The organism is Dehalobacterium formicoaceticum, from assembly GCF_002224645.1.
Classification (GTDB): domain Bacteria; phylum Bacillota; class Dehalobacteriia; order Dehalobacteriales; family Dehalobacteriaceae; genus Dehalobacterium; species Dehalobacterium formicoaceticum.
Map to the genome: position 1 here is coordinate 2447542 of NZ_CP022121.1, position 15767 is coordinate 2463308.

Annotated in this window: 14 protein-coding genes; 10 read left to right on the plus strand and 4 right to left on the minus strand. The window is 42.0% G+C overall.

The genetic code is table 11. The features are described 5' to 3' along the window. Positions 1–87 precede the first annotated feature (87 nt). The 7 genes from CEQ75_RS11825 (at position 88) to CEQ75_RS11855 (ending at position 6933) form a co-directional block, all read left to right on the plus strand. Entirely contained in the window at positions 88–1038 is a 951-nt protein-coding gene (locus CEQ75_RS11825) for an aldo/keto reductase (RefSeq protein ID WP_089610873.1), read from the plus strand. Positions 1039–1141: 103 nt separating this feature from the next. Beyond that, a complete protein-coding gene (locus CEQ75_RS11830; protein ID WP_157677442.1) occupies positions 1142–1306 on the plus strand; it encodes a dockerin type I domain-containing protein in 165 nt (54 codons plus the stop codon). A gap of 178 nt (positions 1307–1484) precedes the next feature. Continuing rightward, positions 1485–2369 (plus strand): FAD binding domain-containing protein, encoded by an 885-nt coding sequence (locus tag CEQ75_RS11835; protein WP_089610877.1) that lies wholly within the window; start codon positions 1485–1487, stop codon positions 2367–2369. After that, positions 2362–4497, plus strand: coding sequence for a molybdopterin cofactor-binding domain-containing protein (locus CEQ75_RS11840; protein WP_089610879.1), 2136 nt, complete (start codon positions 2362–2364; stop codon positions 4495–4497). The genes CEQ75_RS11835 and CEQ75_RS11840 overlap by 8 nt, the downstream gene beginning before the upstream one ends. Then, positions 4451–5014, plus strand: a complete 564-nt coding sequence (locus CEQ75_RS11845) for a solute carrier family 23 protein (RefSeq protein ID WP_198306525.1) — start codon at positions 4451–4453, stop codon at positions 5012–5014. Before CEQ75_RS11840 ends, CEQ75_RS11845 begins: the two co-directional genes overlap by 47 nt. A 51-nt stretch (positions 5015–5065) precedes the next feature. After that, the gene (locus tag CEQ75_RS11850; protein WP_089610883.1) at positions 5066–5755 is read left to right on the plus strand and encodes a cysteine hydrolase family protein; all 690 of its coding nucleotides are present in this window, start codon (positions 5066–5068) and stop codon (positions 5753–5755) included. A gap of 683 nt (positions 5756–6438) precedes the next feature. Further along, the gene (locus CEQ75_RS11855; RefSeq protein ID WP_198306526.1) at positions 6439–6933 is read left to right on the plus strand and encodes a MarR family transcriptional regulator; all 495 of its coding nucleotides are present in this window, start codon (positions 6439–6441) and stop codon (positions 6931–6933) included. Between the two features lie 35 nt (positions 6934–6968). On the opposite strand, the gene CEQ75_RS11860 is transcribed toward CEQ75_RS11855, so the two are convergent. The 4 genes from CEQ75_RS11860 to CEQ75_RS11875 form a co-directional block, all read right to left on the minus strand. Then, complete coding sequence (locus CEQ75_RS11860; RefSeq protein ID WP_089610887.1) at positions 6969–8354, minus strand: hypothetical protein; 1386 nt, start codon at positions 8352–8354, stop codon at positions 6969–6971. Positions 8355–9095: 741 nt separating this feature from the next. Further along, positions 9096–9821: an aminotransferase class IV gene (locus CEQ75_RS11865; RefSeq protein ID WP_198306527.1), complete on the minus strand. Its 726-nt coding sequence runs from the start codon at positions 9819–9821 to the stop codon at positions 9096–9098. Positions 9822–9942: 121 nt separating this feature from the next. Further along, the gene (gene pabB / locus CEQ75_RS11870; protein ID WP_089610889.1) at positions 9943–11412 is read right to left on the minus strand and encodes an aminodeoxychorismate synthase component I; all 1470 of its coding nucleotides are present in this window, start codon (positions 11410–11412) and stop codon (positions 9943–9945) included. Position 11413: 1 nt separating this feature from the next. Next, a complete protein-coding gene (locus CEQ75_RS11875; protein WP_089610891.1) occupies positions 11414–12013 on the minus strand; it encodes an anthranilate synthase component II in 600 nt (199 codons plus the stop codon). 414 nt (positions 12014–12427) lie between these two features. Between CEQ75_RS11875 and CEQ75_RS11880 the strand changes: the two genes are divergently transcribed. The 3 genes from CEQ75_RS11880 to CEQ75_RS11890 all read left to right on the plus strand — a co-directional run bounded on the left by CEQ75_RS11880 (position 12428) and on the right by CEQ75_RS11890 (position 15598). Then, the gene (locus tag CEQ75_RS11880) at positions 12428–13744 is read left to right on the plus strand and encodes an MFS transporter (RefSeq protein ID WP_157677443.1); all 1317 of its coding nucleotides are present in this window, start codon (positions 12428–12430) and stop codon (positions 13742–13744) included. Positions 13745–14013: 269 nt separating this feature from the next. Further along, on the plus strand, positions 14014–14475 hold the full coding sequence (locus CEQ75_RS11885; RefSeq protein WP_089610895.1) for a hypothetical protein: 462 nt from the start codon (positions 14014–14016) through the stop codon (positions 14473–14475). Between the two features lie 220 nt (positions 14476–14695). Continuing rightward, positions 14696–15598 carry a D-alanyl-D-alanine carboxypeptidase family protein gene (locus CEQ75_RS11890; protein ID WP_089610896.1) on the plus strand — a complete coding sequence of 301 codons (903 nt, stop codon included), beginning with the start codon at positions 14696–14698 and terminating at the stop codon, positions 15596–15598. Positions 15599–15767: the final 169 nt, after the last annotated feature.

Consider the following 15767-nt stretch of genomic DNA (forward strand, 5'->3'; position numbering starts at 1 on the left):
GGGATATTAGTCTATGCTGCTAAACAAAAATTTGATATAGTATTAATTATTATCCGATTAGATTCGAGAAAGAAAAGGAGATATTTTATGGAAAGAAATATATTAGGGGCAACGGGAATGGAAGTATCGCCCCTTTGCTTTGGGGCATTGCCTTTGGGACCATTACAGAAGAATCTTCCCTTACCCGAAGGAGCTGCTTTAATCCGCAAGGGATTGGAGCAGGGAATTAATTTTATTGATACGGCAGAAAGCTATTTTACTTATCCATACATTAAAGAGGCATTGACCGGCTTTACCGGGGAAGTAATTATCTCATCTAAATCGATGGCGACAACTTACGAAGATATGGAAAAGGCTGTTTTTGATGGATTGTCTGCTTTAGAAAGAAGCTATTTTGATATTTTTCACCTTCATGCCGCCCGCACCAAAAGGACTGTTTTTGAAGAACGCGGGGGAGCTTTTCAATGTTTAAAGGATCTGAAGAAAAAAGGTGTCATCCGCGCCATCGGCATTGCCACTCATGCAATTGAGGTGGTAGAAGGAGCAGCGGAAGAAAAGGATATTGATGTGGTTTTCCCCCTGATTAACCAAGCCGGACTGGGTATTGTGGGAGGTACTAAGGAGGAGATGATCCGCGCCATTACCCAGGCTCATCAAAAAGGGAAAGGGCTTTTTGCGATGAAAGCTTTGGCAGGAGGTAATTTGATTGATCAAGTGAAGGAATCTTATGATTTTGTCCTGGGAATTCCTGGGATCAGTTCAGTTGCCGTAGGAATGGTGGAAGAAAGGGAATTGGAGATCAATGTAAAATTGTTTAATCATGAAGAGGTTATCTTGGATCCAATTGACCAGGTTAAGGCGAAGAAAAGGTTATGGATCTTTAAGGATGGCTGTATTGGTTGCGGCGCTTGTGTGGATGCCTGCCCCAACAATGCTTTAATGTTAAAGGATGATAAAGCTGAAGTCGATACAGAGCGTTGTATTTTGTGCGGTTATTGCAGTCCTCATTGCCCTCAGTTTGCCATACGGCTGTTTTAGACAAAGGGATTAAAGAAAAAACAGAACCATATAATATTGATAATATTTATTTATGAATAAAAGGCCTTTCCAAAATGGAGAGGCTTTTTACGCTGAGGTGAGAGTGATCGCACGGAAAGCTCATGCCGGGTGCGATTATCTGCCGACAAGCGGAGATGTGAATAATGATGGTCAGGTGAACATTCTGGATGTTGTCATGACAATCAATTTCTTGTTGGAGAAAAATACGCCAAATGAAGCCGAGTTTATTGATAAAAAATATCATTGACAGAAAACAATAAATAAAAACTTATTGTTAATCGGGAAACTAAATATTGTTTATCAGGAAACAATATGATATACTAAAAAAAATTATATAAAGCGATATTATGAGACGAAAACAACGCAGGAACTGCATATTTTAGTCAATCATTCTTATTACTATTATATAGGGGAGGTAATGTAGATTGTTTACGGATTATATTTTCCCATCAACAGTCGAGGAAGGGATAAAAGCGCTTCAAGAGGCTAATGGTAGGGGACGGATTATTGCCGGCGGAACCGACATTTTACTTGACCTTGAAAACGGTAAGTATCACGCTGAATTACTTGTTGACATTTCCCGAATACCGGAACTTCAGGAAATCGGCATTGAAAACGACACCCTCGTGATTGGAGCCGCAGTAAACTTAACCACCATATCTTGTTCCGATTTGGTCAAGAAATACGCACCGTCACTTGCCAAAGCGGCAGGCAGGGTAGGTGCACTCCAAATTGGAAACGTAGCGACATTAGCCGGAAACGTAGTGACGGCTCAACCAGCGGCCGATGGGGCAATGGCCTTGGCCACCTTGGAACCGGAATTCATCATAGAAGGGCCGGAGGGACAGCGCAAAGCATCTATGAGCGAAATGTATGCAGGGTTCGCAAAAAGCAAAGTTGACAGTACCAAAGAGATCATCACATATATTAGAATTCCTTGTCAAAAAGACGGCGAAGCAGCTGAATTTGAAAGACTGGGTATGAGAGAACATCTTGCCTTACCCATGCTTAACACCTCAGTTGCGGCAAGGCAGGAAAATGGGAAATTTGAATGGGTAAGAATCGCGATGGGACCTGTGGGTGTCGGCCCGGTAAGAGCGAAAAAAGCCGAAGCATGGCTGGCACATAAAGATATTACGAAAGAGAATATTCAACAGGCTGCCCAATTGGTATTGGAAGATGCCAACCCAAGAAGCAACCCTGTTCGCGGATCCAGGGAATATCGGATGAAAACTTTACCGATAATTGTAGCACAAGCGCTCAATAGCGTTGCCGGACAATTAGGTTTTGGGGGTGATTTGAGTGATTAAGAATATTAGCTTCACTCTGAATGGGGAAAAAAGGGAAATCAAAGTTGAAGCTTCACTGAGACTTTTGGACGTGTTAAGAGATCATTTGGCTTTAACAGGAACGAAATGCGGCTGCGGGGAAGGGGAATGCGGAGCATGCACAGTAGTTGTAAACGGACAGGCCATAAACTCCTGTTTGGTTCCCATTGGGAAAGCCCAAGATGCGGATATATGGACTGTTGAAGGGTTACAAAATGGGGATGAACTACATCCGGTTCAAGAGGCCTTCCTTGAAATGGGCGCGGTGCAGTGCGGCTTTTGTACTCCCGGGATGCTGATGAGTGCAAAAGCTCTGCTGGACAGAAATCAGTCTCCAACACCTGAGGATATCGAAAAAGCGTTAGGCGGAAACATTTGCAGATGCACGGGATTCGTAAAAATCATTGAGGCGGTAAAATATGCTGCGGCAAAGATGCGCGGCGAGAATCCATCCAAAGATGATTACCGCACCCTTGAAAAGTCCAGCATTGTCGCGGGGGAACAACGCCAGGATGTGGAGACTCCAAAGGGCAGGGTATTTGGCAAACGCCTTTGGGATGTGGATGGCGTTGCCAAGGTTACCGGTGCTCTTAAATTTGCCGCCGACTACGAAACTGAAGACATGCTTTACGGTGCTTTGGTATGGGCTCCCATTGCCTGCGGTAAGCTAGAAGGGCTTGATACGGTTGAGGCAGAAAAGCAGCCTGGTGTTGTAAAGATATTGACGTATAAGGATGTGCCGGGAGAAAACGCATTTGGTTGCTTTAAACTTGATCAGCCGGTATTTTGCAGGGATAAGATTAACTTCTATGGGGATATGCTGGCGTTGGTCATAGCGGAGGACATGGCAACCGCCCGCAGAGCCGCGAAGCTGGTTAAGGTAGATGTCGAAGAGACCGATGGTGCTTATACAATGGAGGACGGTATTGCCAAAGATTTGGTGATGGCATCCGTTGATCACGAAATGGGTGATGTTGAAACGGGGCGAGAAATGGCATACCTGCATCTAAGGGGCGACTTTGACATGGAGCGTGTGGAACATGGCTATCTTGAGCCGGAAGCAGCAATGGGCGTATGGCACGGTGACGACGGTGTGCAGGTTATTTCATGTACTCAATCCCCTTTTGAGATTCGCAAGATGCTAACTAAGGTTCTTAATCTACCGGAGGATAAGATACAGGTTACTGCATCTCCCCTGGGCGGAGCTTTCGGCGGCAAGTGTGATACCTACATTGAGTCGGCGGCGGCCGTCGCGGCAATCGCTGTGCAGCGGCCTGTGATGATCCCCCTTAACCGGGAAGAGTCAATGAAGTTAACCACAAAACGCCATGCCTTTAAGAACCATTATGAACTGGGCCTCTCAGAAGAAGGCAAGATTTTGTATCTGGACACAGATATCGTCTCAGATGCGGGCTCGTATACAATTTTGAGTCCAGGGGTTTTACAGCAGGCCTGCATTTTTTCCGGAGGTCCATACGAAATTCCCAACATTAAGGTGCGAGGACGAACGATAAGAACAAATAACTCCCAGGGAGGAGCCTTCCGGGGGTTTGGCATCAATCAGTCGGCAATATGTATCGAAACCCTTCTGGATGAGGCAGCGGAAAAACTCAACATCGATCCCTTCGAACTGCGCAGAAGGAACGCACTGAAGGTAGGATCCACAACTGTCACCGGGGAGATTCTCAAACAAAGCGTGGGCATTATCGACACTATTAATGAATGTCAGAAGATTGTTGAACGGGAGCGCCCCCGTTTTGAAGCCATGTACCCTGAGGGGAAAAAAGGACGCAAGGTGCTGGGTATTGGCATGGCCAGCGGTTTTAAAAATGTCGGTGTCGGTAAGGGCTTGGCGGATGACGGGGGCTGCATCCTGACAATATTGCCTGATGGCAGGATTGAGATGCGCGCCTCGGGCGTTGATATGGGTCAGGGTTTCCGTACAGCTATGATCCAGATCGCCGCAGAAAAGCTGGGCAGAGATCCTGAGGATTTCATTATTGTTTCGGGAGACACAAATGAGACCCTGCACCATAATCAGATCGTCAGTGGGCATGTATACCATGCTGGCCGATTGGGAAAATCAGACTTTGTCTGTGAATCGGGTTAACAGAGGTTTGTTCTCCGAGGTGTTGGGTTGTACTCTCGGGTCAGTTTTCGGTGGTATTGCCACTACATCGTATCCGGAGAATATCGGCATAATCCGCGTGTCTGGTATCGGGAGCCGTTATGTTACTTTAACTGCAGGCATCTTGGCGCTTATTCTTGGTCTGCTGCCTAAGGTTGGTGTGTTTATTGCATCAATTCCTGCGCCGGTGTTAAGTGGAGCAAGTACAATTCTTTTCGGTATCATTGCCTTCAGTGGTATTCAAATGTTGGCAGGTGTAGAGTGGGATGAATTAAATATGGCTGTAGCTGCACCAGCTTTTATTATTGGTCTGGGTACAATGTGGATGCCCGCCGATGTGTTGGCGTTGTTGCCGCTTTCTATTCAAGGCATCTTCACCCAGCCGATGCTGGTAGGTTTGATCCTCCTTATTGTTTTAAACGCGATTATCAATATGGTTATTCGCCCATACCTTGAAAAAAAACAAGACAAGCATGATTCAGCTAAGGCTGCTGTTTAATATTCAGCGATATTTTTTAGTAAATAATAAAAAAAGGAGCGAATAATTTAAATGAATGCATATTTCGACAATGTTAAAAAGCCGGTAACTGACAAAATACTTCAAGATCTGTATTTGGATGCTAACAAGACTGCGGTAATCACAATTGACATGTATAATGGGCATTTAAGCGAAGATCCTGATTGCCCTTGCCCGGCCCTAAGGGGTCGGGAGATAATTGAACCTATTAACAATTTTACTGCTGCTTGCCGTGAGTTGGAAGTACCGGTAATTCATGTACGCTCGACTCTCCGTAAGGACGGTTCTGACGACATTAAGGGAAATATTAGTGCTTGGAGACTGGTATTTCCGATGACGGTAGGCCCGATTCCCGGGATAGAACAGCATGCCTTGGAAGGAAGCAAATGGACTGAGTTTGCAGTTGATGTCAGGGATAGCGACTATATCGTAAATGGTAAAAAAAGACTTAGTGCTTTTTATCCCACTGATTTAGAATTATTGTTGCGTAATCTGCATAAGGAAACAATAGTTTTATTAGGTGCTATGACTGACTGTTGTGTTCTTAATACAGCTTTTGATGGGGCAAACCGGGATTTCCGTATTGTTCTCCCACAGGATCTCACCCGAGGTTCCGAACATTTAGAAGAGGCTGCTTGCCGCATTGTCTCTTTACATTTGGGACTCGTAGTTGATTCGTCAGAATTATTGGAAGAATGGCGTAACCAAAAGTCTAAAAGATAGTCTAAAATTAATAGTGACTTTACTATGAGTAAATACGGCATGTTTGAGGTATAGCCTGTACATCATCTGATAAATAAATCTTATTGAAGTACTGGTTTGTTGCCTTATATTTAACATGCCGTATTCTCATTATTAAGAAACTTTAAAAGTGATTTAAAAGTGTAAAGTATAATGTAATTACTCAACTCTCACATCTAAAAAATGTAAATTACGTAGCTCCTTGTAATACTGTGTCCGTTGAAGCTTCCAAAAGGAGTCTCAAAGTCCTTCTTAACTACATAACCATTATACCCGTAAAAGTATAACGGCGCAAGTGGCAATATAGATATTTTTTATTTTTGTTGGGTTCTAAACAGGCTTTAGTTTAAATGGAATAATCAAAAATACCTATAAACAGAGTTCTTAGCGTCAGCAAAACTCTTCCACGATGCGGGTGGGGGGGCTTAACAGCATAATCATAGGTGTTCAGTTCCTTGCCTCCAAACATAACGCGGGTTTGCAGAAATGCTAACACGCGTTTTAGGTTTACTCTGCATGGAATCGTGCGCGATTCAAGGGATGCATCCTTTTCAAGGAAATAATAATGTTAGTAGGAAAAAGATATTGTTGACGGAGGAAAAGAAAATGCATTAAAATGGTCTCAGAACAAAAATATGGTGGAGATAAAGTGGAGATAAAATATGATGAGGAAACCTAAATCAAATCCTGAGATATTGTTATCAAAATATTTAGAAATGCACGATAAGGATGACATACTAACCAAGTCAGATTCCAGATATCTAATTGAAGGTTATGGGGTTTCTGAGACTAACTGCGTGGATAAAATTGGAGTTTTGGATCAACCAAATGTAACGAAAATTGCGAAGGAACTAAACTTGAGCCGCGGTGCTGTAAGTAAAATCATAAAAAAACTAATTTCCAGCGGAGATGTGGTATCTTACCAAAACCCCGGAAATAAAAAGGAAATATACTACCAACTGACAGAAAAGGGACAGTTACTATTTATAGAACATCAAAAGAGGCATGAATCATGGAAAGAACGGCAGCTCAAATTTTTTGAGAATATGCAGCAAGATGAACTGGCAGTGGTATGTAATTTTTTCACCGAATTTAACAAGAACTTAGAACGACAAATCAGGGAATCAAAGAAAAAGAAGCTTCCCATTAACCAAGATTAAAAAGGGAAAGGATGCAGCGCCATGGCTGCATCCTTTTATATGGATAACAAAAACTCTCTTAAATCCCTTTTCTCATTTTCCGTTAACTTAAGTTTAAACAAATTATTATAATGATTTATTACTTCATTTAGGTCAGCAAACCGTCCGTCATGATAAAATCCTCCTTTTTGGTGGGTCCAAAGTCCGGCCAAGGGGGCAGTTCTGTACATGTTATCGGGAGATCTATCGGCCTGAAAGGCATCGATACCCATTTCCTTAGGTGTATGCATATTCCATCCCGGTTCACTGTACAAGGGGGGGACATGGCATCTGGCGCATGTAGCTTTGCCATTAAAGAGAGTTTCGCCCCGTGCAGCGGCTTCCTTGTTATAGCTGCTCTCCGGAGCTTTTGGCGCCGTCAGTGCCAATTGGTAAAGATGGAGATCCGGCAGTTTGGAACTAATCAAATCAGGGCTGTTTCTGATATTCCAATCTCCGGTTTTCACGGCAATGGGATATTTTTTTGGATCATTTAATCTGGGATCAAAAAAGGTACCCTTGCCCCCCATTTGAGTATTGGCGACATAAGCATTCCAATGGGGGACAGATCCCCAGCCGGTCCAGGTATGGAGATTAATACCGGAGAGACCAAAGGCGGGGGGCAGTAAGGTAGCTGCCGATTTTCCATCAGGGCGGAAACCTTTGCCGTCCTCAAGGAGCACAGCATCATATTTTCCCGGGCCCCAACCGGCCAGCACCTTTTTTACTGTAGGAACATCTACACCTAAGCGATCCGCAATAACATTAATATTAGGCGCCAGGCTGATGATGGCCCCGACATTTAAATCCCTGTTGGCCCGCCCGTCCAGTCTTTTTCCAATGCCAGGTGCCAGGGAGTCGTCTACGGTGGAATGGCATAAGGCACATTGAATTCCCATGGAGGTAAGTTTTCCCGCTTCATCAAAGAAACCTGTGACACCGAGCACCGCATTGTTTTTGAGAAGGGCCAGGGTATTGGCCGGATCATCCAGATCCACTTTACCCGCCTTTAACTGCCTTACTAAACTCGGAGGCAAAGCTTGGGCATCAACCTTTAGACCAACGGCTAAAGCATCTTTCGGACTAAGCCCCGGGCCCACACCACCCAACTTTTCCCCTGCGATAGCCTGATGCAGCTTCAGGGTATCCCCCCAATAGGCTTCATCGCCAAAGGTATCAAAGCGAAAAATTTGCTGACCATTTTTGAGTCTCTCAGGAGTGCTTTTTTCCATATCAGGAGATAATGAATTGGCTTGGGGATTAACAATGGATAGCAAATCATTCAAGGATGCAGTAGGAGCAGAGGATTCATTCTCCTTATTCATTGACATTATTCCGGATATACCGGCCAGAATAAGTATGCCGGAAAAGACAGCAATCATGGTTTTAGATCTTTTAGACATCGTATTCCTCCCTCAATTATTGTAATCGAGGGTATTTTAGCCGATTTTTTCGATAATATACCGTGATTAAATGTTCCTGGAAGGAATTAATCTAAGAAGTGGTCATATAAGATGAATAAGTTGACAGGCGGTGTCAGGCACCACCTGTCATATTTTCACTGATTAAAACTACTCACTTTTAGGTGACATTTTCACTGACTATTGACACCATTTTTGCATAGTAATTTTTGCATAGTAAATGACTTTATTGTGTTTTTAAAATATCTTTATGAAATTCGAATGAGTGTTATTACGTTGACAGGCGATGTCAGGCACCACCTGTCATTACACAAACATACACAACAATAAATCGCTAAAATTTGACAAAAAAATTAGCCCTTTAGGCTTTGTTTTATCAGTGTGTAGAGTTTTAAGTTACTTTATTTGCTTCCGAAGAGACGAATTTTATAGTCGCGCTTCTATTTTTTATTAAAAATAGGGTTAATGACAAATTGCGACAAAATTTGTGGAATATAAATGTTACAATAAGAAAAATTGAAGTAGGTGCTTTCTAGGTGTGGCAACATCACCAGAAATCGTCAAGCATTGTCATTTAACGATTATTCAATTAGATTGTAAATAATTTTATTAAACTTATTTATTCGAAGGAAGGGAGGAACATTATGTGAAGTGCATCCCAAATGTTGGACAATTGACAGGCGGTGTCAGTCACCGCCTGTCAACTTATTCCTTTTTCTGATATCAGATATCGCGCTCATATTCCTGGCGGATTTGGCAGGTGATTTTTCCGATGCTCAGTTCAAGATCCTCAAATTGGACGATGGGCATAATGCCAAGCAAGGAATTAGTGATGAAAATTTCATCAAATTCCTGAACCTCATTCTGACTAATAATTGTTTCAAAGGCATCATACTTTTCGATCACATACCCGCGCACGATTCCATTGATCATCCCGCACTTTAGATCTGGGGTATAAAGATCATTTCCTTTCACAAAGAAGATATTGCTGGTTGCTCCTTCTGTGATTTCTCCTTTTGTATTCAAAAACAGGGGTTCATCATATCCACTTTCTTTCGCTTGTCTTTTTTCCCAGATATTATCAGCAAAGTTTAATGATTTTAGATAGGTAAAAGGGGATGTTTCATTTCTGATGATCGGGCTGATTCCAATGCGCATCCCTTTTTGAAAATCATCTTCTTTGTACCCGCTGTCCCGCACCGTAAAGAAGATATTTTCCTCTGAGACCATAATCTTTAAAGCGGTATTATTTAAGTTATTTTGCTCAATATAAGCCAATACATCTGACCCTTTGATATCCTGTTTGATTTTTAATACTCTTAAGGCGCTGCTCAACCGCTTCAAATGTTCACATAAAAACACAGCCTGTCCGTTTTTAATTAATATTGTTTCAAATGCTCCTAATCCAAACATAAAGCCATCGTCTAAAATCATATTTTTTTCTTTCATCGTCAACCTCAATCAACCTCATTTCGTGATCAGCCGCCGCCTATCATGATTTTTCAAACCCTCTGTTGCCAATGATATCTATATTATCTATGACATCTATGGCATCTAAGATGCAAGATGCCTAAAATTCTGACAATGCCTCAAACAAGGCCTTGGCTTTTTGCAGGGTTTCATCATATTCAAACTCCAATTCAGATTCGCAAGTGATGCCGCCGCCGGCCCCAATATGATAAAACCCGTCAATATACACGGCGGTGCGGATGACAATATTAAAATCAAAGCTGCCGTCTAAAGAAATATAGCCCATGGAACCGGTATAGAGTCCCCGTTGCCCATGTTCCAATTCATCAATGATTTCCATCGCCCGATGCTTTGGCGCCCCAGTAATGGAGCCTCCCGGAAACGCAGCCTTGATTAAATCCACAACGGTATACCCCGGCCTTAAAACTCCGCTGATATCCGAAACGAGATGATGTACCGTCGCATATGATTCTACCTGAAACAGTTCGTTAACAACAACACTGCGTTCAACACAGACCTTGTTCAAATCATTGCGCTCCAAATCCACAATCATCAATAATTCACTTTTATCCTTGTCGGAATTTTGCAGTTCTTTTTTCAGCTGTTCGTCTTCCCATGGGGTTTGGCCCCTTTTCCTGGTCCCTTTAATCGGCCGGGTATGGATAACTCCTTCCTTCATCACCATAAATCTTTCGGGAGAGGCAGAGATAATTTGAAAATCACCATAATTAAAATATCCGCCAAAGGTGGAAGGGTTGCTGATGCGTAACTTTAAAAAGAATTGATAGGGTGTAAGACGGCTCCTCACTTTAAAATTCTGGGTCATATTGGCGATGTAAATATCTCCTTCGACGATGTAATCGATCATTTTCTGAACAGCGCTCAAGTATTGATCTTTGGTGAAATTAGGTTGAATTGAGAAAGTCTCTGTTTTTTTAAAATCTTTAGTGTCATTTAAATTATTTATTTCATTTAGATCATTAAGATCATTTAGATAATTTAGATCACCTGGTTTATTTATCCCACCTGGATCATCGACAATTTTCGTGTTATATGTTCCAAAGGAAAGAAGGTTGATCTTTTCTTCTAATCCTTTAATTGACATCTCCGCATCTTCCAGCTCGCCATTGGCAATTAAATATACTTTTTTTTCTTTTAAATCTTCAATGATAAAATTATCATAAAAATTCCAAATACATTCGGGGATCTGATCATGATCCTTATGCTCATGCCGGGTTGCTATTTTTTCGATCTTTCTGCCATAATCATAGGAAAAATAGCCGATTCCTCCTTTTACGATGGGCAGGGTGGTGTGGTTTTCTTCCTTTTCTTTTAAAATATATTCATTAAGATATTCCTCAAAATTCTCCTCACTTTCAACTCCATTGATAAAAAATCGTCCATCTTTTAAGATCAGGGTAAGATATTCATTAATCCCAATGATAGAATATCGGCCCATTTCATTTTCCAGGGAAGAATCAAGAAACACGGCATTTTTGTCCCGGCAAAAAAGATCAAAGATCCGACTGCACGGTTGATAAGATGCCAATTCTTTAATAACTGTCTTCATATCAGACTGCCAGCCTCCATTTCCCATATTCTTCAGATAAGGCAATAAAATTCTTTAGCAGCTCATGACCAAATTGAGTCAGGACGGCTTCGGGATGAAACTGCACGCCATAAATAGCATTTGCGGGATTGCTGACAGCCATGACAGCACCATCTTCTGCTACGGCATCAATGATTAACTTAGATGGTACCGTATTTTCATTAATCACCAGGGAATGATATCTGGTCACCTGATATCTCTGAGGCAGATTTTGAAATAAATTCCTTCCGTTATGAAGGATCCCGGTAACCTTTCCGTGCATGGGTCTTTTTCCTTTCTCAATACTGGCCCCATGCTCATATCCTATGATTTGGCATCCCAAACAAACCCCCAGGATCGGGATCTTACCGGTAAAGGCTCTTACGATCTCACCTGATACGCCGCAGTCTTCGGGATTTTTCGGACCGGGTGAAATAATAATACCTTTTAATTCCTTCATTTCTTCGATCTCTGGCACCGTGATTTCATCATTTTTAACGACCTTAACGATTTCACCTAGTTCATGAAAATAGGAGACTAAATTATAGACAAATGAGTCATAGTTATCAATCATCAAATACATTTTTTCACCCTACCTTTTGAAATTAATTTGTCAATACCATAGTGCAGCCTGCCAAAAATAAAGAAAGACCGCCAAAGCAAAGACGTAAGTTACCTGAGTCTTTGTCTGGCAGTCTTCTTTTCATTCAAGCTCTGATCAAGCCCTGATCTAATGATGATCATGTCCAGTTAATTATCGCGCTTAAAAATAAAAAGGCACACCCGTTTAAATTCATTTGTTTGTTGTTAGGTTTATCTATTTGTTGCTTGGTTTTATATTTTGTTTGTTTTCAAAATGTGCTATATGGCTACATATTAAACGACAGGCCTACGTATGTCAAGGTGGGAAATCTGAAACAAAGCCATTAATTTGCTATTAAGTTTTCTAATGTTCGTGGTTAATCTATTTAAAAATGAGGAGGAAAATGATATAATTTTGCGAATTAAGAGATGTGAAGGGGGTGTTGCTGAGTCAGATCATATTATCGATCCTATTATTGATCCAATTATTGATCCAATTAACTTTAGACAGGAGGAAAAGATCATCAAAAAACAATTTTATGCAATTTATGGATTCTTATTAATGCTGATGATGGGGTTGATTTATGCCTGGTCAATTTTTGTGGCGCCTTTGGAGCTGGAATTTGGATGGGATCGGACGCAGACATCACTTATTTTTTCTATTTCCATGATTTTCTTTTGCCTGGGCGGATTGACCAGCGGCTTTTTGCGGCAAAGATTTCCCTTGAGACGGATTCTGATGCTTTCCGGATTGTTCATTCTGGCCGGCTTTCTTCTTGCCTCCAGAACCACTCAACTATGGCATATTTTCGTATCTTACGGCGTATTTTGCGGTTTTGGCGTCGGTGTCACCTACAATTGCCTGATCAGTTCCCTGACGGCAATGTTTGAAAGGAAGGGGCTAATCTCAGGGGTCTTGCTCTTCGCCTTTGGATTAGGCGGCATGATCCTGGGAGCCGTTGCGACCGGCCTGATTAGCTCCATCGGCTGGAGAAACACCTTTATGACTTTTGGGATCGGTGATTTTGTGCTCATCTTTATCGGAGCCCTGCTTATTCGCGAACAGGTACATCAACCGGATCCGAAGAAACTTTCTACTGCCGGTTCATCTTCTGCAGCCGGTACCGCTCATGAATATACCGCAATAGAAATGATTAAGTCCAGGAGCTTCCATCTTTTTATGCTGTGGGTCATCAGCTGCTCTATTGCCGGGTTGATGCTGATCGCACATGCCGGTCCCATTGTCCGTGACCAAGGGATGGATGCTGCTTTTGCCGCCTTGATCGTTGGCATTGTCTCACTTTCCAACGGATCGGGCAGAATCCTGACGGGGCTTTCCTTTGACCGGTCAGGTTTTTCCACTAGCATAACCTTATCCTGTATTTGTGGATTAATCGGCTCGCTGCTGCTGCTGCTGTTTTTCAAGACGGGAATTATTGCTGCCTTCATTGCCGGCTGCATCTTTATCGGAATTATATACGGCAGCGGCCCCACCTTATCGGCAAGCTTCATTCGGACCCGTTTCGGCAACAAGAATTTTGCCCTTAACTTCAGCATTACCAATCTTAGCCTGATCGTATCTTCCTCCATCGGGCCCACCTTGGCAGGCTCTATCAGAACCCAAACAGGAACCTATGCTTCTGCCATGGTTGTGATGCTGGGATTTGTCATCTTCATGTCCCTTATGGCCTACTTACTCGTCAACCACGTCAAAAAAAGCTCGTACTCGTAAGTTAGAAAAAGAGTGTGCTGAGTGTTAAGAGTGTGCTGAATCTGAAGAGTATGATTTGAAATATTGTTTTTAATGTCATAATTTCAGGCTATTGAGGTTAAAATAATAAAGCAGTAGGGATCAACCGATTTTGACATCAGGTGAAGTTTACTCCATCTGATGCCAGGAAGGTTAACCGGGAACTAACTGCCACTAATGCCGGCTTTATTAAGAAGCAAAGGTATTAGTGGCAGTTAGTTATTAGATCAATAAATGGGGAGGAACCGAAGGTGAAATCTGACAAGCTGTTGGTTGCCGGGCTGTGCGGCGTGATTGCAGTAATTTTACATGAAATATTTGGACGTATCTTGATATTTTTCGGTATCGGTAAATATAGTGTTTTCCAATTAAGCAGTTTTGTGATCACAATTGATCGGCCCAGTGGAACTATCGGATTGGTAACGGCTTCACTAGTGGCTATTACCATCGCTCTTCTCTATTATGTCGCTCTAAAAATCTCCGGCTTTAATTATGTGATGATCAAAGGTATCTTTGCCGGGTTATTCGGTTGGGTATTTTGTGAACTGATTTATACCTGGTTGGTGGAAGGGCCTGGTCTCATCCCCCTGCGGCCGATGAGTGACTATTATTTGCAAATAGGTGGGGCAGGTGTATTTGGCTTAATTCTCGGTTTTTTATTCCAAAAATTTATTGTTGCCCCGGAGAAATCAAGAAATAAGGGAAACATTTAATGAAAATAATTTAGTTTTCATAGCAGAAAGGTTACAGTTTAGGGGACCAGAGAGGTTCCCTTTTATTATTTTATTGATTGGGATATCAAATAAAGCCAAACTTCTATCAGCAGGTGAGAAGAGTTGGTAATTATGATCCAAAGATCAGGTTTTTTATGGTATACTAATCGAAACGTCCCCGTGCCACGCTTTTAAAATGATAAAATGGATTGGAAAAATAATGAGCAGAAAATCATTTAGATCAATGATATTTTTAGTGTTGATTGCGCTTGCGATCTTGGCGATAACAATCAATGTTTATGATTTGAAGATTAATTTTAGCGGATTATTTGGTAAGGATAAAATTGATGATTATGCCAGCAAATACATTTGCGTCTTAGACAGAGAAAATGGGCAGATCGAATACGAAAAAAATGCTGATTCCAGGGCTTATCCAGCTTCTCTGACCAAGATTATGACAGCAATTGTCGCCCTGGAACATATTGATGATTTATCGGCCGTGGCGCCCATCGATGTAGCCACCTATAAAGAAATGGTAGCCAATAATGCTTCCATGGCTGGTTTTTATGGTAAGGAAAGGGTAACTTATCGGGATCTTCTTTATGGAACGATACTGACTTCGGGGGGTGAGGCTTGCAATTCCCTGGCGATTCATGCGGCGGGTAGTGTTGAAAATTTTGTGAAATTGATGAATGACAAGGCGGCGGAGCTTGAGTTAAAAAACAGCCATTTTACCAGTCCGGAAGGTCTTCATCATAAAGAGCAGTACAGCTCCGCATATGATCTGGCAAAGTTATTGGATTATGCCTTGGAAAACGGACATTTTAAAGCGATTTTTACGAAAGGAACCTTTAAAACCACGGCTACGGCGGACCATCCCCAAGGTATCATCCTGGAGTCAACGGTGCTGTCAAAGCTGGCGGGGATGCCTCAGGGAGACACAGAAATTATCGGCGGAAAATCCGGGACAACCCCTGAAGCAGGACAATGTTGGGCAACACTTGGGGTAAAAAACGGGCGGGAATATATTTGCATCGTTATGGGCACACCATTAAATGATATCAGCAATCCCGATATGAAACAAATGGATGATACACTGCGGTTATATGATCGGATTGACTGACCAACAGTAATCTTGTTTCACCAATTAAATTCATTTAGAATCATTTAACCTAATTTAAATCAAATTCAAGTAGATTCAAGTATAATAAAGTAAATTCGTTTGGATTTGTTGAAATTTGTTAATAAATGTCTTTATTAAGTTTATGGTTTCCAAAAATTATTTCAGGAAA

Coding starts and splice junctions, on each gene's coding strand:
- CEQ75_RS11860 (WP_089610887.1), bottom strand. CDS start 8,354: ATGTCTAAAAGATCTAAAACCATGATTGCTGTCTTTTCCGGCATACTT.
- CEQ75_RS11825 (WP_089610873.1), top strand. CDS start 88: ATGGAAAGAAATATATTAGGGGCAACGGGAATGGAAGTATCGCCCCTT.
- CEQ75_RS11875 (WP_089610891.1), bottom strand. CDS start 12,013: ATGTATTTGATGATTGATAACTATGACTCATTTGTCTATAATTTAGTC.
- CEQ75_RS11890 (WP_089610896.1), top strand. CDS start 14,696: ATGAGCAGAAAATCATTTAGATCAATGATATTTTTAGTGTTGATTGCG.
- CEQ75_RS11865 (WP_198306527.1), bottom strand. CDS start 9,821: ATGAAAGAAAAAAATATGATTTTAGACGATGGCTTTATGTTTGGATTA.
- pabB (WP_089610889.1), bottom strand. CDS start 11,412: ATGAAGACAGTTATTAAAGAATTGGCATCTTATCAACCGTGCAGTCGG.
- CEQ75_RS11855 (WP_198306526.1), top strand. CDS start 6,439: ATGAGGAAACCTAAATCAAATCCTGAGATATTGTTATCAAAATATTTA.
- CEQ75_RS11845 (WP_198306525.1), top strand. CDS start 4,451: ATGCTGGCCGATTGGGAAAATCAGACTTTGTCTGTGAATCGGGTTAAC.
- CEQ75_RS11850 (WP_089610883.1), top strand. CDS start 5,066: ATGAATGCATATTTCGACAATGTTAAAAAGCCGGTAACTGACAAAATA.